Source organism: Aquabacter sp. L1I39 (assembly GCF_017742835.1).
Classification (GTDB): Bacteria; Pseudomonadota; Alphaproteobacteria; order Rhizobiales; family Xanthobacteraceae; genus L1I39.
Window position 1 is genome coordinate 3272908 of sequence record NZ_CP072392.1, and the last position, 22607, is coordinate 3295514.

Here is a 22607-nt window from a genome sequence, read left to right on the forward strand (position 1 = left end):
GAACGGGACGGGTATGAGTGGGACGGGCATGAGTGGGGCGCCGGCAAAGCCGCCCCATGTGGCGGTGATCGGGGCGGGGATTGTCGGCGTGTGCAGCGCCATTGCGCTCCTGAAAGGGGGACATTCGGTCACGCTCATTGAACCGGGCGCACCGGGCGGCGAACAGGCGGCGAGCTATGGCAATGGCGCTTGGCTCTCGCCGGCCTCCATCGTCCCCATGTCCATGCCAGGCCTCTGGCGGAAGGTGCCGGGTTATCTCCGCGACCCGGAGGGACCGCTCACCATCAGCCCGCGCCATCTGCCGCGCCTCGCCCCCTGGCTGGTGCGCTTTCTGGCGGCGGGCTGGAGCGTGGAGAAGGTGACGCGCACCGCCGGCCTCCTGGCGGGCCTGCTCCGCGATGCGCCGGCCCGGCATGCTCAACTGGCAGCGAACGCCGGGCAGGGCGACCTCATCCGCCGGGACGGCCTGCTCTATGCCTATCCCGACCGCGCCGCCTTTGCCGCCGATGCGCTGGGCTGGCGCCTGCGGCGGGAGAATGGCGTCGCCTGGCAGGAACTGGAGGGCGCCGCGCTCGCCGCCTTCGAGCCCGCCCTGAGCCCCCGCTATGGCTTTGCCGCGCTGGTGGAGGCGGGCGGCCATTGCCTCGATCCCGGCGCCCATGTGACGGGCCTCGCCCGCCATGCGCAAGCGCTGGGCGCGCGCCGGGTGAGCGCCCGCGCCACCGGCTTCACCTTTGCCAACGGACGCCTCGCTGCGGTTGCGACCGACCAGGGGCCGGTGCCGTGCGATCGGGCCGTGATCGCCGCCGGTGCCCGCTCTGGTGCGCTGGCAGCCCTGGCGGGGGACCGTGTGCCGCTGGAAAGCGAGCGGGGCTATCATGTGGAGGTGGAAGACCCCGCCGCCGCGCCCCGCATTCCCGTGATGCCCTCCGACGGCAAGATGGGCAATACGGTCACGCGCGGGGGCTTGAGGGCTTCGGGACAGGTGGAATTGTCCAGCCTCGACGCCCCGCCGGACTGGCGGCGGGCGGACATCCTGCTGCGCCATCTGGTGGCCACCTATCCCGGCCTAGGCCCGGCCTCCGCGCTGAAGGTGCGCCGCTGGCAGGGCAACCGGCCTTCCACGCCCGACGGCCTGCCGGTGATCGGCCGCGCCTCGGGATGCCCGGACATTTTCCATGCCTTCGGCCACGGCCATGTGGGCCTCGCCTCCGGCCCCGTAACGGGCGAGATGGTGGCGGCCCTCGTCACCGGCGCCCCCTCGCCCCTGCCGCTTGAGCCCTTTTCTTGCGTTCGCTTTCACTGATGAAGCCTGTGAAAGGCCCCAATCGGCGCTAAACTCTTTCCCAGCCTCCCATTTCCCCCGGCGCCTGTCCCGTGCCGGCCCCGCTCCAGGACCGATCATGACCGCCTCTTCCCCTTGCCTACCGTGCCCCCCGCTCGCGCCCCTGCCGCCCAGCCCCGACCGGGACTGGACGCGCAAGGCCATTGCTCTCCTGCGCGGGGACGGGCGGCGGTCCGCCGACACCCATCTGGTGAAGCCGGTCTTCAAGGGGCTGACGGGCATCTCGGTCTATCTGAAGGACGAATCCACCCATCCCACCGGCAGCCTCAAGCACCGGCTGGCCCGCTCGCTGTTCCTCTACGGCATCTGCAACGGCTTCATCCGCAAGGGCACCACCCTGGTGGAGGCCTCTTCCGGCTCGACGGCGGTGTCGGAAGCCTATTTCGCGCATTTGCTGGATCTGCCCTTCATCGCCGTCATGCCGCGCTCCACCAGCCGGCAGAAGATTTCCGCCATCGAGCATTTCGGCGGCACCTGCCATTTCGTCGACCATTCCTCGGAGGTCTATGTGGCGGCCGAACGCCTCGCCTTGGAGCATGGCGGGCACTATCTCGACCAGTTCACCAATGCGGAGCGGGCGACCGACTGGCGAGGCAACAACAACATCGCCGAATCCATCTTCGACCAGATGAAGGGCGAGCCTCACCCGGAGCCCGAATGGGTGGTGATGAGCGCCGGCACCGGCGGCACCTCGGCAACCATCGGGCGCTATATGCGCTACCATTCCATGTCGACGCGCCTGTGCGTCGTGGATGTGGAGCATTCCGCCTTCTATGCCAGCTACATGTCGGGGGACCGGGAGGTCACCTGCCTGCACCCCTCCCGCATCGAGGGCGTGGGGCGGCCGCGGGTGGAGCCCTCCTTCATTCCGGGGGTGATCGATCACATGATCAAGATCCCCGACGCCGCCTCCATCGCCGCCATGCATGTGCTGTCCGAGCGGCTGTTCCGCCGGGTGGGCGGGTCCACCGGCACCAATTTCTACGGCCTGTGCTGGATCGCCGCCTCCATGATGGCGGAGGGGCGGGAAGGCTCGCTGGTCTCGCTCATCTGCGACAGCGGCGACCGCTATGCCGCCACCTATTATGACGCCGACTGGCTCGCCCGCGCCGGCATCGACATCACCCCCCATCGGGAGCGGCTGGAGGCTTTTCTCGACAGCGGCGATCCAAGCCTCATGAATGTGGGGTGAGCGCCCGGCCTAATTGATCTCCGGCTCCACCAGACGGGCGAGGTTGCGCAGGCTCTCCTGCCAGCCGAGATAACAGGCGTCCACCGGGATGGCGTCGGGAATGCCCGCCTGCTCGATCTCCACCTGCGTGCCGACGGAGACGGCCGTGAGCTTCACCGTCACTTCCATTTCGCCCGGCAGGTTGGGGTCGTCGAAGCGGTCCGTGTAACGCAGGAGGGCGCCCGGAACGAGGGCGCGGTAGGTGCCGCCGAAGGCATGGCTCCCGCCGGTGGTGAAATTGCGGAACGACATGCGGAAGCTGCCGCCCTCGCGCGCCTCTAAATGGTGCACCATGCAGGTGAAGCCATTGGGCGGCAGCCACTTGGCCAGAGCATCGGCCTCGATGAAGGCGCGATAGACCTTGTCGGGGCGTGTGGTCAGGACATGGTGGAAACGGACGGTTCCGGGCATGGGGGTCCTCCCGCGGGGTGGGCTTGCCTCCCAGGACGGGCGGGCTGCGGCGGGGCCGACACGGTGGGGAAATTTTTGTGTGGGGCACATGCCGTGGGCGCCGGCCCGTGAAAAATCCCATTGCCTTTCCGCGCGGGCCGCGCTGATGATCCACAAGCGGGGACAGCATGCAGGGGAATGGAGGGGGCGCTACTCCTGGCACCTGAGACCGGACGGCGGGCGCGCCGCAGGACGTTGCGACCGGCTTGTACAGCCGCCGGATCGCTGAGCGTTCTCGGCCCATGGCTCCGAGGCGGATCTTCCGATCACGGCCCTCGGATCCGGTCCCGACCGCCCGCGCGCAGCGTCCCTGGCTTGCCGGAAGGCGGCCGGAGCGGGCGCCGTCTCTTCGCCGGGATGCCGCGTCCGCGCCATCTTCCACATGACTGCTTGAACCGATTCGAAGTGCCTCGCGCCGGTGGGTGCCGAGGTCAGTCATGGAGTTGATGGGATGATCCGCCTCGCCCGCCTGCTGCCGGCGCTCGCCGCCGCCGCCCTCGTCGGCGCCCTCGGCCTTTCCGAGGCGCAGGCCCAGCCCCGTGGCCCCATGCCAGGCGGCTTCTACCGCCAGGCCAACATGGCGGCGGTGATGTACCAATATGCCCCCGACCGCTATTGCCAGGTGCAGAACGAGGCGCAGATGGCCGCTTATGGCGGCTTCGGCCGCGTGCGCGTGGTGCCATATTTGCAGATGTGGGGCCGTCCCACCGGCGCGTGCGGCTGGCCGAACGGCTTTTATCGCCGGGCCAACGAGACGGCCGTGTGGCAATTGGGCGGTCCCGGCCAGGTGGGCAACATGGTCTGCCATGTGCGCGACGAGCGCCAGATGATGCGCTTTGGCGGGTTCGGCCAGGTGAGGGTGGTGCCGCCGGGCTCCGACCTGATGCGCGGCCGCAGCATGATGGGCGGCTGCCCGGGCTGATCGGGCGTCTCGCCCGCGTTTCGGTGCGTTACGCAGACACGGCGCACCGCTATCGGCCCGGTGCAGTTCCGTTACGGGCCCCGGTTCCAGCTTCGCCTGGCACCTGTGCGACAGCGTCCTGCGGATCGGCTCAGATCCGGGTGGCCTCGGGGTCCGGCCTTGCTGCGCCTTCCCGTGTCCCGTGCGCCGCCTGCGCCTCTGCCTCCGCCTGGAGCAGGGCGACCAGGTCCGGGAAGCGGGCGCGCAGATCGTCCCAGCGCAGACGGTTGGTGCGGGCATTGCCGCAATCCACCTGCCGGATGAGGCCGGATTCCCGCAGCACACGGAAATGATGGGTGCGCGTCGCCTTTGTCACCGGCAGGTCGAAGGCGCTGCAATGGCGCACCGTGTCCTGCGATGCCGCGAGCGTCAGTACCACCTGTCGGCGCAGAGGATCGGCCAAGGCGGCGAACATCGCGCCCAGTTCCATCTCATCGAGGGCCGGATGGCCTGTCTCGTCGGGCATGGACCATCCCTCTCCGCTAGATCGCTTCAGCGTTTCATGGAAACACTGACGCGATCTATCTCTTTGGTTTAACGCATTTCCTTCACGCGAACCGGTGCCCATTTCGCTCGGAAATGCTCTAGGCTGCGCCACCTGCCAACCTCTCTGGCAGCAGAGGCGCCCGGGCTGACGGTAAGGTATGACTTGCATCATACCTTACCCCATGCATGATGGCCCCACAATATGGGAGCTGACGCCATGACTGAAAGCCGGACGGTGCAGTTGGAGGCCTTCGGAGGGCTGGAGGTGCTGAAGCTGGTGACGCTGGACGTGCCGGCGCCGGGCCCCGGCGCGGCACAGGTGCGGCACACCGCCATCGGCTTCAATTTCATCGACATCTACCAGCGCCAGGGCATCTATCCTCTGCCGGTGCCCACCGGCCTCGGCTTCGAGGCGGCGGGCGTGGTGGAAGCGGTGGGGCCAGGGGTGGAGGGTGTCGCGGTCGGGGATCGCGTCGCCTACATGAATGCGGGCGTGGGCGCCTATGCGCAATGCCGCAACGTGCCCGCCGAGAAGCTGGTCAAGTTGCCGGACACGGTCTCCGACGAAGCCGCCGCCACCTTGCTGTTCAAGGGCATGACCGCCCAGTATCTGGTGCGCCACACCCACAAGGTGGTGCCGGGCGACGTGCTGCTGGTGCATTCGGCGGCGGGGGGCGTGGGGCAGATCCTCGCCCGCTGGGCGACCGCCCTCGGGGCGCGGGTCTATGGCACCACCAGCTCGCCGGGCAAGCGCGATGCGGCGCTGGCGGCGGGTTGCCTGGAGGTGGTGGACCTCAATGACCCCGACTGGCCGGACGTCTTCGTGGCGGCGGCCGGCAGCAAGGCCCGCGTGGTCTATGACGCGGTGGGCAAGGACACGCTCTTGCGCTCGCTGGATTGCGCCGCCCCGTTCGGGCTGGTGGTGAGCTATGGCGCCGCCTCCGGCAAGGCGCCGGCCATCGCGCCGGACCTGCTCGGCGCCAAGGGCTGCCTGTTCCTGACCCGCCCCTCGGTTTTCCCCCACAATGCCGACCCCGCCACCTTCCGGGCCAATGCCGCCGATCTGTTCGACGCCATCGCCAAGGGCCATGTGAAGGTGGATATCGGCGCCCGCTTCACGCTGGATGCCATCGCCGAGGTGCACCGGGCGGCGGAGGCGCGCGCAGTGACGGGCGCCATCCTCATTACGCCGTGACGATAAGACCCTTGTGATCCCAGGCGGGCTCTGGCCGTGAAGGCCAGGCCTGGCCATGTCCCATAAGGGCTGCCACGCGGAGCCGGTCTCCGGCTCCGCGCCGCGCCCGAGGGCTGGCGGGGCGGCGCCAGCCGTCAGCTGAGATTGCGATCCTCGTCCACATAGCGCCGGTAAGTCGCCCGATCGAGCGGACGCTGCACGGCCATGAACAGCACCGCCAGCGAGAAGAGGATGAGGAGGAGGGTGTCCGGCCCGCGCGGGATGACACCGATGCCGCCATAGGTGCCAAGATAGGAGGCGAGCCCGACCCCGACGCAATAGGGCACCAGCCACCAGGCCTGCGGCAAGTCCAGGTCGTCAAAGCCGGTGCGCGCGGCCTTCACCAAGAAGAGGACAATGCCCAGCAGCAGGCAGAGGCCCAGCTGCCATACGCTCTCCCACCCGCCCCAGAAGATCACCAGCGTGGCGATGACAAAGCCGAGGCCCGCCACGACGGTGGCAAACGGCACCCGGAAGGGACGCTTCCGCTCGGGATCGAGCCTGCGCATGGTCAGCAGCACCACCGGCCCCACCGCGAAGGACAGCGTGATGGCTGAACTGCACAATTGCAGGATCTCCTCGAACGAGAAGAACACGAACATGATGATGGCCACGCCCAGATTGAGCAGCAGCGCCACGTCGGGCACGCCGCGATCGGAGAGGGTGGCCACCTTGTTGGGGAAGAAGCCGTTTTCGCCCAGCGCGAAGGCAAGGCGGGAGGTGGAGCCCACCGACACGAGGGCGCTGCCCATGGGGCCGACCAGCGCGCCGAAATTGAGCACGCGCGCCAGCCAGGCGAGGCCGACGGCGGAGGCCACCGCGCCGATGGGGCCATAGGCGCCGGAGATGTTCAGCTTCTCCCAGCCATTGGCGAGGTCCGAGGGCTGGAGCGCGCCGATGAAGGCAATCTGCAGGCCGCTATAGATCAGGAAGCAGATGACGACGGAAAAGAGCAGCGCCGCCGGCACCGTGAAGCCCGGATTGCGCGTCTCGCCGGCGAGGTCGATCACATGGCGGAAACCGATATAGGAGACGATGACGCCGCCCGCCGACACCGCGCTCAGCACGCCCTGCGCGCCCATGGGGGCAAAGCCGCCCATGGCGGTGAAGTTGGAGAGGTTGAAGCTGGTGCCCAGCAGCATCAGGATGACCAGCACAGGAATGGTCAGCTTCACCCAGGTGATGGCCGTGTTGACGCGGGTGAAGAATTTCACACCGTAGAAATTGATGGCCGTGAAGGCGACGATGAGGGCGCTCGCCAGCGTCAGGCCGATCCAGGACAGATTGGTTGTGCCCGGCTGGTGCAGGGCCGGAAAGTGCGGGCCGAGATAGCGCAGCGCCGCTTCCACCTCCACCGGCGCGGTGGCGCTGTAGCCCACCCAGGCGCTCCAGCCCATCACCATGGCCACCGTCTTGCCATGGCTGAACTGGGGCAGGCGCCCGAGGCCGCCGGCCACCGGCAGCATGCCCGACACCTCCGCGAAGGACAGGGCGAGCAGGAACATGGCCACCGCGCCGATCACCCAGGAGATGACCGCCGCGGGTCCCGCGATCTGCGCCGATTGGAGGGGGGCGAACAGCCACCCCGAGCCGACGACGCCACTTACCCCGATGAAGGTCAGGCCGATAAGCCCGATCTCTCGCCGCATCCCTTGCATGCTTCACGCCCGCATCTTCGAGCGGCGGCGGCCCGTGACGAGCCGCCCGCGCGCTGCCCAACCCCCGCTGGGTCGCGCTCTTTCTGTTGATAAGAGCCGGCCCCTGGGCCGCGCCGGCCCGCAAGGGAACGGCCACGACCGGTGTCCACGGCCGCCCGGCAAGGGCGACTGTTTGCGGTAGGCTAATGCGGGACGCGGCGTTCGTCCCTGGCGCTTTTTGGTTTTTTTTGCTTTGCGTTGTCAGCGGTGGCGATGGGTCAGGCGGGAAAGGGGAAATCCTTCAATTGCCGGGCGGCGGCGCCGGCGAGCAGGCCCACATCGGTGCCGATGGCGATGAAGGTCGCACCCGCCGCGTGATAGCGCTGGGCCAAAGCGGGATCCGAGGTGAGCACCCCCGCCGGCTTGCCATTGGCCCGGATGCGGGCGATGGCACCCTCCACCGCCGCCACCACCTCTGGCGCGCCAGGACGGCCGAGAAAGCCGAGATCGGCGGCAAGGTCGGCCGGTCCCACGAACACGCCATCCACCCCGTCCACGGCGCAGATGTCGTCGATGGCGGCTACCCCGGCCCGGCTCTCCACCTGGAGCAGCAGGCAGATTTCCGCATCGGCGGTGACGAGATAGTCGGTCACCCGGTTGAAGTCGGACGCCCGCGCCAGCGCCGCGCCGATGCCGCGCACGCCGTGCGGGGGATAGCGCACCGCCTTCACCAGCGTCTGCGCCTGCGCGCCGCTCTCCACCATGGGGATGAGCAGCGTCTGGGCGCCGATGTCCAGCAATTGCTTGATCATCCAGGTCTCGCCCACCGGCGGGCGGACGATGGCGGCGGAGGGGCCGCCTTCGAGCACCTGGAGCTGGGCGACGAGGCTCTGGATGTGGTTGGGCGCGTGCTCGCCATCCACCAGCAGCCAGTCATAGCCGGCGCCGGCGCAGATCTCGGCCGTATAGGCATTGGCGAGGGCGAGCCACAGGCCGGTGAGGGTGCGGCCCTCCGCAAGGGCGGCCTTGAAGCGGTTGGTGGGGGCGGGCATAGGAGGTCTCCGAACGCGCGGCGCTCAGGCAAAATGGCAGGACAGGGTGCCGGCGGTGCCGAAATCGGCGGTGATGGTGTCGCCGTGCCGGGCCTCGATGGGGCGGATGAAGGACCCGGCCAGCACCACCTGCCCGGCCTCGATCCGCTGGCCATATTGGGCGAGGCGGTTGGCGAGCCAGGCGATGCCGCGCGCGGGATGGTTGAGGACGCCCGCGCCAAGCCCGGTCTCCTCCACCTCCGCATTGCGCGAGACGATGGCGCCCATCCAGCGCATGTCGGTGGCGTCGGGGGAGAGCGCCTTTCCGCCCAGCAGGATGCCCGCATTGGCCGCATTGTCCGACACCGTGTCGACGATGGTGCGCGCCTTCTTGGTCTGCGGGTCCACCCGCAGGATGCGGGTGTCGAGGATTTCCAGCGCCGGGGTGACGAACTCCGTCGCCCGCAGCACGTCGAACACACCGATGCCCGGCCCCTCCAGCGGCGCCTTCATGACGAAGGCCACCTCCGCCTCGATGCGCGGCTGGATGAAGCGGTCGGGGGCGATGACGGCGCCGTCATCGAAGGCCATGTCATCCAGCAGCACGCCGGAATCCGGCACGTTGATGTTGAGCGCCGCCTGCATGGCCTTGGAGGTGAGGCCGATCTTCCAGCCGATGATCTGCCTGCCGGCGGCCAGCTTGCGCTTCACCCAGGCGTCCTGGATGGCATAGGCCTCGTCCAGGGTGATGCCGGGATGCTTCAGGGAGATGAGCCCCGTCTGCACCCGCGTGCGCTCGGCGGCATCCAGCAGGTCCGCCTCGGCGGCGATCTGATCAGCGCTCAGCATGGACGTTCTCCCGCGCGACTTTGTTCACCAGCGTGCCGATGCCCTCCGCTTCCACCTCGATCACGTCGCCCGGCTTCAGCCAGACCGGCGGGTCGAGCCGGGCGCCGGCGCCCGTGGGGGTGCCGGTGAGGATGATGTCGCCGGGCACCAGGGTGGTGAAGGTGGAGATGTAGGAGATGATCCGCCGGAACGGGAACATCATGCGCCCCGTCCGGTCGTGCTGGCGCACCTCGCCATTGACGCGGGTGGTCAGCGCGATATCGGCGATCTGCGCCTCGTCCTCGAAGGGAATGAGGACCGGGCCGATGCTGCCCGTGCCGTCGAAATTCTTGCCCTGGGTCACGTTGAACTTGGCGTGCCGCACCCAGTCGCGAATGGTGCCCTCATTGGCAAGCGTGATCCCCGCCACATGGTCGAGGGCATCCGCCTCGCGGATGCGCCGCCCGGCCTTGCCGATGACCAGCACCACCTCGCCCTCATAGTCCAGCTGCTCGGATTCGGGGGGCAGGATGAGGGGTTCGTTGTGCCCCACGAAGGAGCGCGGGAAGCGCACGAACAAGGAGGGATAGGTGGGCAGGGCTTGCCCGTCCTTATATTCGGCATTGCGGTCGGGATAGTTCACGCCCACGCACAGGATTTTCTCCGGCGCCGGCACGGGGATTTCATAGCGCACGGACGCCGGATCGAGATCCGCCTTCAGCCCCGCCGCCTCCGCCGCGAGGGACAGGAGGGCGCCGTCCGCGATCACCTCGCGCAGGCTCGGCCAGCGGGCGCCGTTGCGGGCGGAGAGGTCGATGATGCCCTCTGGGGTGAGCAGGCCATAGCCGGCGTGTCCCTGGTGGGTGAGGCTGATGAAATGCGGCCGCATGGCCCATCCTTCCGGAAACCGGTGCCGCCACGCGGCACCGCAAGATGAGGTCAGGGGGCGATGATGGGCTGGGCCTTCAGGATCGCCTCGGTGGTGGGCGTGCCGGCAAACAGGCTGCCATGCTCGAACCAGGAGCGCGGCGCGGGCGCGCCCCAGAGCGTCTGGCGCTGCGGATCCTTCAGGTCCCACTTGATGGGCTCAAGATCGGGATCAACCGTGAGGTAGTCCGAGCAATAGATTTCGATGCGGTGGCCGTCGGGATCGAGAATATAGAGAAAGAAGGCATTGGAAATGCCGTGCCGGCCGGGGCCGCGCTCGATATTGGCGAGATAGCCGGTGGTCGACATGAGGTCCAAGAGGTCGATGATGTTGAGCGGGGTCGGCACCCAGAAGGCGGTATGGTGCAAACGCGGGCCGCGGCCATTGGTGAAGGCGATGTCGTGCACGCCGCCCTTGCGGTGCATCCAGGCCGCCCACAGACGCTTGCTCTCCTCGTCTTCCGTATATTCGGTGACGCGGAAGCCCATCTCATTATAGAAGGCCACCGAGGCATCCACGTCCTGCGTGAAGCAGTTGAAATGGTCGATGCGCAGCGGCTTCACGCCGCGATAGAGCGCGTATTTCTGGTGGATGGGCTCCAGGCGCTTCATCTCGAAATAGAATTCGAGCGGCGTGCCGAATATGTCGCGGGTGGCGAGCGTGCGGCCCTGATAGGGGCGCTCCACGAAGTCCGCCGGCAGCCCCTTATTGGCGAACCAGGTCCGCGCCTTGTCCAGGTCCTCTTCCGCATAGACCTTCATGCTGAGGGCGGCGACTTCCGCCACGGGGGCCTTGCGCAGCACCAGGCAATGATGGCCGCGTTCTTCCATGGCCCGCAGATAGATGGTCTCGTCATCCTCGTCGGTGACCTGGAGGCCCAGCGTATCCACATAGAAGGCGCGGCTGCGGGCAAGGTCGGTGACGGCGAATTCAACATGGCTGAGGCGCACGATGTTGAAGGCCGGATAAAGGTTCGGCTTGGGAATGGGCACTTTGATCCTCCCCCGTATGCCCGCCCGCCTCCCGCGGCGCGGACAGATGGCGCGGGCGCCTTGCCGCCCGCTGGCGTTTTCGTTCGTTTAAGGCCCGCTTTTTTGGCGCGGGCTATTTGGCGAGCTTGGGTACCTTGTGGCCGGCGGTGGCGAAGGCGACGTTGCGGGTTTCCATGTAGAAATCGAACGACCAGTCGCCGCCGTCGCGGCCGATGCCGGAATTCTTCACCCCGCCGAACGGGGTGGGCAGATGGCGGACATTCTCCGAATTCACCCAGGTCATGCCCGCTTCCAGGCTGTCGGTGAGGCGGAGCGCCCGGTTGAGATCGTTGGTCCACACATAGGCGGTCAGGCCATAGGGCACGTCATTGGCAAGGGAGAGCGCCTCGGTCTCGTCGGCGAAGGGAATGGCCGTGAGAACGGGGCCGAAAATCTCTTCCTGCGCGATGCGCATGCCATTGTGCGCGCCGGTAAACAGGGTGGGGGCCACATAGCAGCCGCCGCCCGGCCCCTCCACCTTCTCGCCGCCCGCCGCCACCGTCGCGCCCTCGGCGCGGCCGATTTCGAAATAGGACAGCACCTTCTTCTCGTGGACGGGGTGGATCAGCGGGCCGACCACCGTGTCCGGGTCGAGCGGATGGCCCACCTTGATGGACTTGGCGCGCTCGGCCACCGCCGCCGTGAAGCGGTCATAGATGGAATGCTCCACCAGCAGGCGGGAGGAAGAGGTGCAGCGCTCGCCGTTCAGCGAATAGATCATGAAGGCGGCGGCGTCCGCCGCCTGATCCAGATCCGCATCGGCAAACACGATGACCGGGTTCTTGCCACCGAGCTCGAAATGCACGCGCTTCAGTGTGTCGGCGCCCTGGCGCATGATGTGGGAGCCGGTGCGGCTCTCGCCCACGAAGCCGATGGCCTTGATGTCGCGATGCTCGGTCAGCGCCTTGCCGGCATCCTCGCCGAGGCCGTTGACGAGGTTCCACACGCCCTTGGGCAGGCCCGCGCTTTCCGCGATCTCCACCAGCAGGCGGGCGGTGAGAGGAGAGAATTCCGCCGGCTTGTGCACCACCGTGCAGCCGGCGCCGAGCGCCGGCGCGATCTTCCAGGTGGAGAGCATGAAGGGGGTGTTCCAGGGCGTGATGATGCCCACCGGGCCGATGGGAACCCGGTTGGTGAGGTTCATCTGCCCCTCTGCCCGCATCACCCGGCCGTCCCGCGCCTCAGGCGCGCGGTCGGCGAAGAAGCGGAAATTCTCAGCCCCACGGAGCGCCGCCTTGGCCATGAATTTCAGCGACTGGCCGGTGTCCATGCACTCGATGAGGGCGATTTCCTCGGCGCGCGCCACAATGGCATCTGCGATCTTGTGCAGCAGCGCCTTGCGCTTCTCGCCCGAAAGCGCCGCCCAGGCGGGAAAGGCGGCTTTCGCGGCCTTGGCGGCGCGGTCGATGTCCGCGGCCTTGCCGTGGGCGACCTTGGCCAGCGGCTGGAGGTCGATGGGGGAGATTGAGGCGAACGTCTCCCCGTCCGCCGCCGGCACCGCCTGGCCATTGATGTGGTTCAGCACGCCATCGCGCCGGAAGCGGGCGAGATAGGCCTCGGCCTTGGCGACATTCTCTTCAAAGGTGGGCATCAGGCTCTCCCTTCCGGCCGCGCGCGCTTGCGCGCCGGCCGGTGGTGGCGGCGCGCGGGCGCCGTCGGCATTAGGATTGGGCGGCCGCCCGAAGGCGGGGATGGATGGCGTTTCGCTTCCAGCTGAGCGCGGAATGGATCTCCCGCACCTCCAGCGACAGCGCGAAATGGGGCTCCGCCAGAAGCGGGGCGAGATGCTCGGTTGCGGCCGCGAAGATCAGCTCGCCCGCCCGCTGCCGTTCCTGTTCGGAACGCCCCTCGCCGATACGGAAGGACATGTCCAGAAAGGCGTTCTGGGGCAAGAGGTCGGCAATGGCATAGTGGCGCGCCGAGAAGGCGCGCACGCGCACGGCCCCCTCCTCGAACAGCCCGCTCGACAGAATCGCGGCGTGCAGCGTGCGGCAGAGGGCGCCCATGTCCGTCCGCCCGTCCAGGTTGGCGGAATATTCCAAGGTCAAGTGCGGCATGCATCCTCCCCGCCGCGGCTTCTTATAATTAACACGTTAAGTAATTTTCAGCGGGTGTCAACTGCGGCATGTGGGACGGGGGCGTTTGGGCCGCCTTCCGTCCGGGCATTTGCGTCTGGCGCGGCTGTCCGCCGGCGCTGCAGACGACGTGTTGCGCCCGGCCCGACCCCGTGGATGACCGGGACAAGCCCGGTCATGACGAGGGGAGAGGGATCGCCCGGAGTCACCAGGGTGTTCAGCCCCCGAAGCTGCCCACGGGCGAGGGCAGGTTGACGAAGGTGCGGTCGAAATAGAGCAGCGCCTCGCCATCGGCCCGCTGGCGCAGGCCTTCCACCCGGCCGATCAGCACATGGTGGGTGCCCACCTTGTGCTGGGCGGTGAGCGTGCAGTCGAAGGCGACGATGGCCCCCTCCAGCATGGCATTGCCGGAGGGCTGTTCATGCCAGCCCGCCGCCGCATAGCGGGCCGCCATGTCCGGCTCGCGGCCGGCGAAATGGTGGGCCAATTCCTGGTGCTCGCGCCCCAGCACGTTCACACAGAACCGGCCATTACTGAGAAACGTGCCGCACTGGGCCGAGCCGGCATTCATGCACACCAAAAGGCTCGGCGGATCGTCCGTCACCGAGCACATGGCGGTGGCGGTGAACCCACCGCGCCCCGCCCGCCCATTGGTGGTGACGATGGTCACCGGCGCGCACACCCGCGCCATGGCATTGCGGAACTCGGTCCGAGAGAGGGGAGGCACGGGGGCTTCAGTGGCCGTGTCCATGGCCTCAGGCCTCATAAGGCGGGAACCAGGTGTCCCCGGTCCAGCCCGCCTCGTCATAATCGTCCATGCAGGTGTCCACCAAGGCTTCCATCTGCTTCAGCAGCCCGCCGCGCTCGGCACCCTTGAGCACCTGGAGGCGCACTTCCTCCGGCGCGCCGGCATAGTTCAGCTCATAGAGCGCATGGCGGCCGCCGAACTCGGTGCCGGTGGCATCCCACAGGAGTTTCAGGATCTTGATCCGCTCCTTGTGCCCCATGCCGTTGGAGCCGCGCACATATTGGCTGAGATACTTGTCGATCTCGGGATTGGCGAAGTCCTTGGCGGAGGAGGGCAGGTAGATGAGGCCCGAGGCCACGGTCCGCCGCACCAGGTCGATCACCTTCGGATAGGCCTCCGACATGAAGGTGCGATAGGAGAGCGCCGCCTCCATGTTGGGCAGCACCGCCCCGTTCGCCCATTGCACGGGATTGCGCGCCATGGCGTGAGAGAAGGACCAGAACATGTGGCGCAGCGCGATCACCTCGCCGAGCGCCGCCTGATTGCCCCGGAAGGCATCGCCGCCGGTGCAGCGCAGGGCTTTCGCCAAGAGGCCGGCGAGGAAATCCAGCTTCACTGCAAAGCGCGTGCAGCCCTGGAAGCAATAGCCGTGCATGAAGCCGGAGGCGGGGTGAAAGGACAGGATCTTCTGCGCATCCCGCAGCACCAGAACGTCTTCCCAGGGCACGAAGACATTGTCGAGGATGAGGATGGCGTCATTCTCGTCGAAGCGCGAGGAGAGCGGATAGTCGAAGGGCTGGGCGGTGCGGTTGGCGGTCTCCTCATAGGAGACGCGGCAAATCATCTTCAGGCCCGGCGCGTTCATGGGCACGATGAACATGACCGACATGGACGGGTCCTCGGTGATGGTCACCGAGCTCTGCGCCAGGAAATTATAGTGGGTCAGCGCGGAGGAGGTGGCCACCACCTTGGCGCCGGACACATAGATGCCGGCGTCCGTCTCCTTGGTGATGTGCACGAACACGTCCTTCACCGCCTCCGCCGGCTTGTGCCGGTCGATGGGCGGGTTGACGATGGCGTGGTTCATGAACAGCACGGACTCTTGCGCGCGCTTGTGCCAGGCCAGCGCATTGTCGCGGAACGGGCCATACCAGTCCGCATTGGCGCCCAGCGTGTTCATGAGCGCCGCCTTGTAGTCGGCGGTGCGGCCCATCCAGCCATAGGACAGGCGCGCCCATTCGGCGATGGCGCCTTGCTGGGCGACGAGATCCTCGCTGGAGCGGGCGATGCGGAAATATTTGTGGGTGTAGCCGCCCGAGCCGGTATCGGTGGGGGAGGTCAGGATGTCGTGGCGCTTGGGGTCGTGGAGCGCATCATAGAGCCGCGCCAGGGAGCGGGCGGAATTGCGCATGGAGGGGTGGGCGGTGACGTCCGAAATCCGCTCGCCATTGATATAGACCTCCCGGCCATCCCGCAGGGAGGCGAGATATTCGGCGCCCGTGAAGGGGCGCTTGGGGTCGGCGCGCAAGGTCTCGGCGCGCGGCAGCTCGCCGGTGGCGGGGCTGACGGGCGCGGCGGTGGCGGCGCTGGGGCTCATGGTTTCCTCCCGTGATCTTGGTCCAAAGACTAAGCCTTGCGCCGCGTCCGCACCATGGACAGAATGACCATATGACTTGGACTTTTGCAAAAATCAAAAACCCTGCGGAGCCGCCCCGTGACTGATCCCGTGCCGCGCTTCGCGCTCTATGGCGAACCCGACCGGGGCGTTTCCGTGGGCTTCCTGCATGTGGAACGGGTGATGACGCGGGGCCACCTTCACCAGGGTCAGGTGGAGGCGCACACCCACGACCAGATGGGCCAGATCACCTATTGGGTGAGCGGTAGCGGGCGCTATTTCATCGAGGACGACGGCTTGGACTTTTGCGCGCCAGCCATCAGCTTCGTGCCGAGCCGGGTCGTGCACGGTTTCAAGGCGGCGCCGGGCTCCGACGCCATCGTTTTGTCCATCGCCGACGGCGCCCTTTCGGCGGTCGGTGCGCTCACCCCCTTCAGCCTCGCCGCGCCGGTCTTTCTCACAGGGCAGGCGGAGGATCCCGCCTGGGCCCGCCTCGCCCGCCTGATGGCGGCGGTGGAGGAGAGCCACGCCCTCTCCGCCGGCGGGGCGCAGGATGTGACCGCCGGCCTTGCGGTGGCGGTGCTGGGCGAGATGCGCCAGCTGGCCGCCGGCGCCGATGCCGCCCGTCCCGTGCCGCCCCTCGCCGCCGCGCTGCGGCAGATGGTGGAGCGGCAGTTCCGCTCCGACTGGAGCGTCCAGCATTATGCGCAGGCGCTCGCCACCACGCCCTATCTGCTGGGCACCGCCAGCAAGGCCGCCTTCGGCCTCACCGTGAAGGACCTCATCAGCGCCCGCCGGCTGCTGGAGGCCAAGCGCCTTCTCCTCTTCACCATCCGCCCCCTGGAGGACATCGCCGCCGAGGTGGGATTGCCGGACCCGGCCTATTTCTCCCGCTTCTTCCGGGCCCGCACCGGGGAAGCCCCCAGCGTCTGGCGTCGCCGCCACATGGCCCATACGCGCGTTTAGGCCCGCAGCCGCTGCGGTCCGCCGCCCAGCGCCGCGTCCTGCTGGGGCGCCGCCGGCTTGTGGCCGAGGCCGATATAGGTCTCCGTCACCTTGGGGTCGGCAGCCACGGCCTTGGCGGGGCCCTCCAGCGCCACGGCGCCCATTTCCAGCACATAGGCATAATCGGCGACATTCAGCGCCGCGCGGGCATTCTGCTCCACCAGCAGCACCGACATGCCCCGGTCCCGCAACGCCGCCACCGCGTCCAGCACCTCGCGCACGATGCGGGGGGCAAGGCCGAGGCTGGGCTCGTCCAGCATCAGCAGCTTGGGGCGGGCCATCAGCGCGCGGGCGAGCGCCAGCATCTGCCGCTCGCCGCCGGAAAGCGTGCCGGCCGCCTGGGCGCGCCGTTCTTTCAGGCGCGGGAACAGGCCATAGAGGGTCTCCAGATCCTGCGCGCGGCTGTCGTCGCGCACATGGCGCCGGCTATAGCCGCCGAGCAGGAGATTGTCGGAAACGCTCATCTGGGCGAACAGCTCGCGCCGCTCCGGCACGAGGCACAGCCCCGCGCAGACCCGCGCCTCCACCCCTTCCGCGCTCACCTCCGTCCCGCCATAGCGGATGGCGCCCCGGCTCGGCAGCAGGCCCATCAAGGCGTTGAGAAGGGTCGATTTTCCCGCGCCATTGGGGCCGATGACCGTGACGATCTGGCCGCGGGGAACCTTTAGGTCGATGCCGCACACCGCCTCCACCTTGCCATAGGCGACGGAGAGGCCCTTCACCTCCAGGAGCAGGTCCGGCGCGCTCATGCGGTGCCTCCCAGATAGGCTTCCAGAACCGCAGGGTCCGCCTGCACCTGCGCAGGGGCACCCGCCGCGATGGGGCGGCCGAAGTCCATCACCACCAGCCGATCCACCAGGTTCATGACGAAGTCCATGTCGTGCTCGACGATGAGGATGCTCATGCCTTCCGCCCGCAGGCGGTCCAGCAATTGCGCGAGCGCCTGCTTCTCGTGGTAGCGCAGGCCCGCCGCCGGCTCGTCGAGCAGCAGCACCAGGGGATCGGAGGCGAGCGCCCGCGCGATCTCCACGATGCGCTGCTGGCCGAGCGCGAGGGACCCCGCCGGCTGGTCGCGATAGTCGGCGAGGCCGACGCGCTCCAGCTGCTTCAGCGCCTCTGCCCGCAAGGCGCCTTCCTCGCGCCGGTCGAGGCCGAATATGGCGGAGAGCACGCCCTTGGAGCTGCGCCAATGGGCGCCGATGGCGACGTTTTCCAACACGCTCATGTCGCCGCGCAATTGCACATGCTGGAAGGTGCGGGACAGGCCGAGCGCGGCGATGGCGCGGGCGGAGAGGCCCGAGGCCGGCTTGCCCATCACCGTCAAGGCGCCGTCCGAGGGCGCGAGCACGCCGGACAGAAGGTTGAAGAGCGTGCTCTTGCCCGCGCCGTTGGGCCCGATGACGCCCAAAATCTCGCCCGCCTGGAGGCGGAAGGAGACGCCGTTTACCGCCACGAGGCCGCCGAACCGGCGCACCAGCTTTTCCGCCACCAGCACCGTCTCGCCGCGCGGCGGACGGGGACGGGCGGGAAGGGCGGGGGCATTGGCGGGGACGTTCAGGGGAGGCTTGGCCGGCAAACGGCGGGTGACGAAGGGCACGAGGCCGGTGCGAGCATTCTGCAGCAGGAGAATGATCAGCAGGCCATAGGCCACCGTCTCCACCGCCCCGGACACGCCGAGGAAGCGGGAGGCCACATCCTGGAGGCCGTCGCGCAGCACCACCATGACGCCGGCGCCCACCACCGCGCCCCAGAGCTGGCCGATGCCGCCCACCACCGCCATGAACAGATATTCGATGCCCACATTCAGGCCGAAGGGGGTTGGGTTCACGAACCGCACCAGATGGGCATAGAGCCAGCCCGACACCGCCGCCAGCAGCGCCGCATGGATGAAGATGGCCACCTTCAGCCGCGTGGTGTCGACGCCGAAGGCTTCCGCCATGGTGGACCGGCCACGCAGGCAGCGGATGGCCCGGCCCGCCCGCGAGCCCAAGAGATTGTGCACCGAGAGCAGGCCCAGCAGCACGAAGGCCCAGATGAGATAGGAGAAGCGCCGGGCATCGTCGAACACGAAGCCGAACAGCGAGACTGCCGGCAGGCCGGAAATGCCGTCATGGGCGCCGAGCACCGCGATATTGCCCACCAGGAAATAGAGCGCCAGGCTCCAGGCGATGGTGCTCAGCGGCAGATAATGGCCGGACAGGCGCAGCGTCACCGCGCCGATGGCGAAGGCGCACAGGCCGGCCACCAGCAAGCCGAGCGGCAAGGTGAGCCAGGGGGAGAGGCCGAGCGCGGTGGTGGCATAGGCGGTGGTGTAGGCGCCGATGCCCACGAAGGCCGCCTGACCGAAGGAGGTGAGCCCGCCAATGCCGGTGAGCAGGATGAGGCCGAGGCTGGCAAGGCTGCCGAGGCCCACATAGTTGATCAGCGTCACATAATAGTCCGGCAGCAGCAGCGGGCCGGCGGCGCAGAACAGGAGGAAGGCGCCGAGCAGAGCGTGGCGGGCGGTCATTCCTCTTCCTCCTCCATATGGACGGCCGACAGGCTGCGCCACATCAGGATGGGGATGATGAGCGAGAAGACGAGCACATCCTTGAAGGCCGAGGCCCAGAAGGAGGAGCCGGCTTCCAGGAGCCCCACCATCACGGCACCCAGCGCCGCCAGCGGATAGGAGACGAGCCCGCCCAGGATGGCGGCGACAAAGCCCTTCAGGCCGATGACAAAGCCGGTGTCGTAATAGATGGTCACCAGCGAGCCGATGAGGATGCCCGACACCGCGCCGATGAGGGCGGCCAGCGTGAAGGCGAGCACCCCCGAGCCGGTGGCGGAAATGCCCACCAGCCGCGCGCCCACCCGGTTGAAGGCGGTGGCGCGCAGGGCCTTGCCCTGGAGCGTGTTGCCGAAGAAGGCGAACAGCGCGCAGATGAGCGCCACGGTGATGGCGATGGCGAACAGAGACTGGGCCGAGAGCGGGAAGGCGCCCAGGAAGAAAGTGCCGTCCACCAGCGGCGTCACGCGCACCCCTTCCGCCCCGAAGGCGATGAGGCCAAGGCCCGTGAGCACGAAGTGCAGCGCCACGGCGACGATGAGCAGCACCAGCACCGAGCTGCCCGCCAGCGGCTGGAAGGCGGTGCGGTAAAGAATGGGGCCGAGGGGCACGACAATGGCGAGCGTGAGGGCCACATTCACCAGCTGTCCGCCGCCAAGCGGCGCAGCCAGGGCGGCAAGCCCGCAGGCGAGGAGCGGCACGCCGGCATAAAGGGCGGCGGAGAGAAGCTGCGTGCGGTGGCGCGGGCCACGGGCATAGGCCCACAGATCCATGCCGGCCGCGATCAGTCCGCCGGCCACCGCGATGAAGGCGGTGCCGGGCAGGTGACCGGCCTGGAGGCTCGCCAAGGTGAGCGCGCCATAGCTGACGATCTCGCCCTGGGCCACGAACATGACGCGGGTGACGGAGAAGACCATGACCAGGACCAGGGCCAGCAGCGCATAGATGGCGCCAGTGGTCAGCCCGTCCTGCAGAAGAAGCACGGCGATGACGGAATTCATGAAGGCTCCCGGCGCGAAGGGGAGGAGCTGCCGGCGGCGGATGCCGCCGGCCTGGATCTCAAAGGATCAGTCGAGGGGCACGTAGACCCACTTGCCGCCGGCGATCTTCACGATCACTTCCGAACGGATGTCGGTGCCGTTGTGGTTGGTGGGGGTCAGGTTGAACACCGCCTCGGCGCCCACCACGTCCTTGGCATTCTCCATGGCGTCCCGCACGGCGGTGCGGAAGGCCTCGTTGCCGGGCTTGCCGCCGGCCTTCAAGGCCGTCTCGATGCCATAGCGGGCGATCAGATAGGCATCCCAGGCGGTGGCGCCGAAGAGCGAGCGGCTGTTGGCGCCGTAAGCCTTTTCATAGGTGGCGAGATAGTCCACGGCCACCTTCTTGATGGGATTGTCGTCGGGCAGCTGCTCGGCCACCAGCACCGGCGGGGTGGCGAGGAAGACGCCGTCCAGCGCCGCGCCGCCCACCCGCAGCACGTCCGCATTGGCCATGCCCTGGTTGATATAGATGACACCCTTATAGCCGAGCTTGCGCAGCTCCAGGATGGGGGTCACGCCCGGCGTGCCGGCCGCGCCGATGATCACCGCGCCGGGATTGGCGGCGAGGATCTTGAGCGCCTGGGCGGTCACCGAGGTGTCGGTCTTGCTGTAGCGCTCATCGCCCAGCACCGGCACATTGTGGGCAGCGGCGACCTTCTTGTAGGCGCCGATGAAGCTGTCGCCGAAGCTGTCATTGAAGCCGATGAAGGCCACCGACTTGATGCCGGTCTTGGCCAGATGCTGGAACACCCGCTCGCCCTGCATGCTCTCCTCGGGGGCGAGCTTGAAGGACCAGCGCTTGTTGCCCTCCACGGGGCTGGCGATGACGGAGGAGCCGGCAAGGCTGATCCCCGGCGTCTTGGAGCCGCCCAGCACTTCCAGGATGGCGAGCGAAGTGGGGGTGATGGAGGGGCCGATGATGACGTCCACATTGTGCTCGTCCACCAGCTTGCGGGCGGCGCGGACCGCCGCGCTCGGGTCGCTGGCATCGTCGAGCACCACGTAGCGCACGGTTTCCCCGCCGATCTGCTTCGGCATCAGGTCCACCGTGTTCTTCTCGGGGATGCCGAGCGAGGCCGCCGGCCCGGTGAGGGAGAGCACCGCGCCCACCACCACATCCGCCTGGGCCTGCGAGGCCGCGGCGAGGAACAGGGCGCAACTGGCAATCCGTGCGATGGCTTTCACGTGTCGTCCTCCCATATCGTGGCGCGCTGGCTGCTCGCGGCCGGGCCCTCATTTTTCGAGGTGCAGGAAGACCATTAACAAGTTAATTATCTCGATGCAATGGCGTTGTGGAGCACCATGGCACAACCGCGTCGGCATGCAATTGTTGCCGGCGCATAATATGTTTAATACCAGATGCGGGCGCGCCGTCGGCCGGCCTTGCTTCTCTCCCCGGCCTCCGCTGCGCCGGCTTTCACTGGCCTTGCCACAAGGCCTTTCACACTGGTTTCACGGAGCCGCCATGACCAGCCGCGCCCGCCCCGAATTGTTAGATCCCGAAGGGGCCGTCCCGGCGACGCGGGTGCGCCTGCGCGACTTTTCCAAGTCGCTGCCAATGTCGCTCTTGCGGGCGCGGGAAGGGGTGATGCGGCACTTCCGCTCCAGCCTGCGCCATTTCGGCATCACCGAGCAGCAATGGCGCATCCTGCGCGCGCTGACCACGGTGGAAAGCCTGGAGATCACGGCGCTGGCGGAGGTCACCTTCCTCCTGCCGCCCAGCCTCTCGCGCATCCTGAAGGACCTGGACGAGCGGGACCTCATCATCCGCCGCAGCTCCGACACCGATATGCGGCGCGGCCTCGTCTCCATCTCGCCCAAGGGCCTCGCCTTGATCGAGCAGGCGGGCATGTATTCGGAAATCATCTACCGCGAGATCACCGGCCGCTTCGGGGCCGAGCGTCTCGCTCTGCTCCAATCGCTTCTGCGGGAGCTGGAGGACTGTCTCGACGGGCCGGCCATCGGCGATGCCATCGACATCGCCGAGAGCGTGAACCTGCCCGCCCCCCGCCGCCGCGGCCGCCCGCCCAAGATGCGCGCGGCGGAGGTGGAGGAGGAATAGGCGAGGCGCCTCAGACCTGCGTTTCCGGGATGCGCACCCGCAGGCCGTCCATGTCCGAGGTCACGATCACCTGGCAGCCCAGGCGGCTGCCGGCCTCGCGGGGGCTGGCGGCGAAGTCCAGCATGTCGCTTTCCCCCGGCTCCATGGCAGGCGCCAAGGAGAGGTCCGCCGGGTCGAGATAGACATGGCAGGTGGCGCAGGAGCACGAGCCGCCGCACTCGCCGATGATGCCCGGCACGCCGGCAGCGGTCGCCACCTGCATGAGCGACTGGCCGGTGGGAGCGGCGACCGCATGTTCGGCGCCATCGGATTCGATGAAGAGGATCTGGGGCATAAGAACCATCCGGCGCGTCGC

The 22607-nt window shown here is 68.0% G+C and carries 22 protein-coding genes; 6 read left to right on the forward strand and 16 right to left on the reverse strand.

Features of this window, described 5'->3' with window-relative positions; translation table 11 throughout:
- Window positions 1–28: 28 nt before the first annotated feature.
- The gene (locus J5J86_RS14795; RefSeq protein ID WP_209099290.1) at window positions 29–1306 is read left to right on the forward strand and encodes an NAD(P)/FAD-dependent oxidoreductase; all 1278 of its coding nucleotides are present in this window, start codon (window positions 29–31) and stop codon (window positions 1304–1306) included.
- Between the two features lie 97 nt (window positions 1307–1403).
- Window positions 1404–2537 (forward strand): PLP-dependent cysteine synthase family protein, encoded by a 1134-nt coding sequence (locus tag J5J86_RS14800; RefSeq protein WP_209099292.1) that lies wholly within the window; start codon window positions 1404–1406, stop codon window positions 2535–2537.
- A 9-nt stretch (window positions 2538–2546) separates the two neighbouring features.
- Here J5J86_RS14800 and J5J86_RS14805 read toward each other — a convergent pair whose 3' ends face one another.
- Window positions 2547–2987, reverse strand: coding sequence for an SRPBCC family protein (locus tag J5J86_RS14805; RefSeq protein WP_209099294.1), 441 nt, complete (start codon window positions 2985–2987; stop codon window positions 2547–2549).
- Window positions 2988–3477: 490 nt separating this feature from the next.
- Between J5J86_RS14805 and J5J86_RS14810 the strand changes: the two genes are divergently transcribed.
- Window positions 3478–3948: a hypothetical protein gene (locus J5J86_RS14810; RefSeq protein ID WP_209099296.1), complete on the forward strand. Its 471-nt coding sequence runs from the start codon at window positions 3478–3480 to the stop codon at window positions 3946–3948.
- Window positions 3949–4078: 130 nt separating this feature from the next.
- On the opposite strand, the gene J5J86_RS14815 is transcribed toward J5J86_RS14810, so the two are convergent.
- A complete protein-coding gene (locus J5J86_RS14815) occupies window positions 4079–4453 on the reverse strand; it encodes an ArsR/SmtB family transcription factor (protein ID WP_209099298.1) in 375 nt (124 codons plus the stop codon).
- A gap of 237 nt (window positions 4454–4690) precedes the next feature.
- On the opposite strand from J5J86_RS14815, the gene J5J86_RS14820 reads away from it, so the two are divergent.
- Window positions 4691–5668 (forward strand): quinone oxidoreductase family protein, encoded by a 978-nt coding sequence (locus tag J5J86_RS14820; protein WP_209099300.1) that lies wholly within the window; start codon window positions 4691–4693, stop codon window positions 5666–5668.
- A 134-nt stretch (window positions 5669–5802) separates the two neighbouring features.
- Here J5J86_RS14820 and J5J86_RS14825 read toward each other — a convergent pair whose 3' ends face one another.
- The 9 genes from J5J86_RS14825 to J5J86_RS14865 all read right to left on the reverse strand — a co-directional run bounded on the left by J5J86_RS14825 (window position 5803) and on the right by J5J86_RS14865 (window position 15582).
- A complete protein-coding gene (locus J5J86_RS14825) occupies window positions 5803–7356 on the reverse strand; it encodes an APC family permease (protein WP_247657621.1) in 1554 nt (517 codons plus the stop codon).
- A 266-nt stretch (window positions 7357–7622) separates the two neighbouring features.
- Window positions 7623–8396: a 4-hydroxy-2-oxoheptanedioate aldolase gene (hpaI, locus tag J5J86_RS14830; protein WP_209099304.1), complete on the reverse strand. Its 774-nt coding sequence runs from the start codon at window positions 8394–8396 to the stop codon at window positions 7623–7625.
- Between the two features lie 24 nt (window positions 8397–8420).
- A complete protein-coding gene (hpaH, locus tag J5J86_RS14835) occupies window positions 8421–9224 on the reverse strand; it encodes a 2-oxo-hept-4-ene-1,7-dioate hydratase (RefSeq protein ID WP_209099306.1) in 804 nt (267 codons plus the stop codon).
- The gene (locus J5J86_RS14840) at window positions 9211–10092 is read right to left on the reverse strand and encodes a fumarylacetoacetate hydrolase family protein (RefSeq protein ID WP_209099307.1); all 882 of its coding nucleotides are present in this window, start codon (window positions 10090–10092) and stop codon (window positions 9211–9213) included. Before J5J86_RS14840 ends, hpaH begins: the two co-directional genes overlap by 14 nt.
- Window positions 10093–10142: 50 nt before the next feature.
- On the reverse strand, window positions 10143–11123 hold the full coding sequence (gene hpaD, locus J5J86_RS14845; RefSeq protein ID WP_209099308.1) for a 3,4-dihydroxyphenylacetate 2,3-dioxygenase: 981 nt from the start codon (window positions 11121–11123) through the stop codon (window positions 10143–10145).
- Window positions 11124–11235: 112 nt separating this feature from the next.
- The gene (gene hpaE, locus J5J86_RS14850; protein ID WP_209099309.1) at window positions 11236–12753 is read right to left on the reverse strand and encodes a 5-carboxymethyl-2-hydroxymuconate semialdehyde dehydrogenase; all 1518 of its coding nucleotides are present in this window, start codon (window positions 12751–12753) and stop codon (window positions 11236–11238) included.
- A gap of 70 nt (window positions 12754–12823) precedes the next feature.
- Window positions 12824–13219 carry a 5-carboxymethyl-2-hydroxymuconate Delta-isomerase gene (locus J5J86_RS14855; RefSeq protein ID WP_209099310.1) on the reverse strand — a complete coding sequence of 132 codons (396 nt, stop codon included), beginning with the start codon at window positions 13217–13219 and terminating at the stop codon, window positions 12824–12826.
- 235 nt (window positions 13220–13454) lie between these two features.
- Window positions 13455–13988 carry a flavin reductase gene (locus tag J5J86_RS14860; RefSeq protein ID WP_209099311.1) on the reverse strand — a complete coding sequence of 178 codons (534 nt, stop codon included), beginning with the start codon at window positions 13986–13988 and terminating at the stop codon, window positions 13455–13457.
- A gap of 4 nt (window positions 13989–13992) precedes the next feature.
- Window positions 13993–15582, reverse strand: a complete 1590-nt coding sequence (locus tag J5J86_RS14865) for a 4-hydroxyphenylacetate 3-hydroxylase N-terminal domain-containing protein (RefSeq protein WP_209099313.1) — start codon at window positions 15580–15582, stop codon at window positions 13993–13995.
- A 117-nt stretch (window positions 15583–15699) separates the two neighbouring features.
- On the opposite strand from J5J86_RS14865, the gene J5J86_RS14870 reads away from it, so the two are divergent.
- Window positions 15700–16566: a helix-turn-helix domain-containing protein gene (locus tag J5J86_RS14870; protein WP_247657622.1), complete on the forward strand. Its 867-nt coding sequence runs from the start codon at window positions 15700–15702 to the stop codon at window positions 16564–16566.
- Here J5J86_RS14870 and J5J86_RS14875 read toward each other — a convergent pair.
- From J5J86_RS14875 to J5J86_RS14890, 4 genes are all read right to left on the reverse strand, one after another.
- On the reverse strand, window positions 16563–17354 hold the full coding sequence (locus tag J5J86_RS14875) for an ABC transporter ATP-binding protein (protein WP_209099315.1): 792 nt from the start codon (window positions 17352–17354) through the stop codon (window positions 16563–16565). The two genes, J5J86_RS14870 and J5J86_RS14875, sit on opposite strands and share 4 nt — an antisense overlap.
- Entirely contained in the window at window positions 17351–19114 is a 1764-nt protein-coding gene (locus tag J5J86_RS14880) for a branched-chain amino acid ABC transporter ATP-binding protein/permease (RefSeq protein ID WP_209099317.1), read from the reverse strand. The genes J5J86_RS14875 and J5J86_RS14880 overlap by 4 nt, the downstream gene beginning before the upstream one ends.
- Window positions 19111–20151, reverse strand: a complete 1041-nt coding sequence (locus J5J86_RS14885) for a branched-chain amino acid ABC transporter permease (protein WP_209099319.1) — start codon at window positions 20149–20151, stop codon at window positions 19111–19113. Before J5J86_RS14885 ends, J5J86_RS14880 begins: the two co-directional genes overlap by 4 nt.
- A 66-nt stretch (window positions 20152–20217) precedes the next feature.
- Complete coding sequence (locus J5J86_RS14890) at window positions 20218–21375, reverse strand: ABC transporter substrate-binding protein (protein ID WP_209099321.1); 1158 nt, start codon at window positions 21373–21375, stop codon at window positions 20218–20220.
- A gap of 280 nt (window positions 21376–21655) precedes the next feature.
- Between J5J86_RS14890 and hpaR the strand changes: the two genes are divergently transcribed.
- Complete coding sequence (hpaR, locus tag J5J86_RS14895) at window positions 21656–22252, forward strand: homoprotocatechuate degradation operon regulator HpaR (RefSeq protein ID WP_209099323.1); 597 nt, start codon at window positions 21656–21658, stop codon at window positions 22250–22252.
- 10 nt (window positions 22253–22262) lie between these two features.
- Here the strand turns inward: hpaR and J5J86_RS14900 are convergent, their stop codons facing one another.
- The gene (locus tag J5J86_RS14900) at window positions 22263–22586 is read right to left on the reverse strand and encodes a 2Fe-2S iron-sulfur cluster-binding protein (RefSeq protein ID WP_209099325.1); all 324 of its coding nucleotides are present in this window, start codon (window positions 22584–22586) and stop codon (window positions 22263–22265) included.
- Between the last annotated feature and the right edge of the window lie 21 nt (window positions 22587–22607).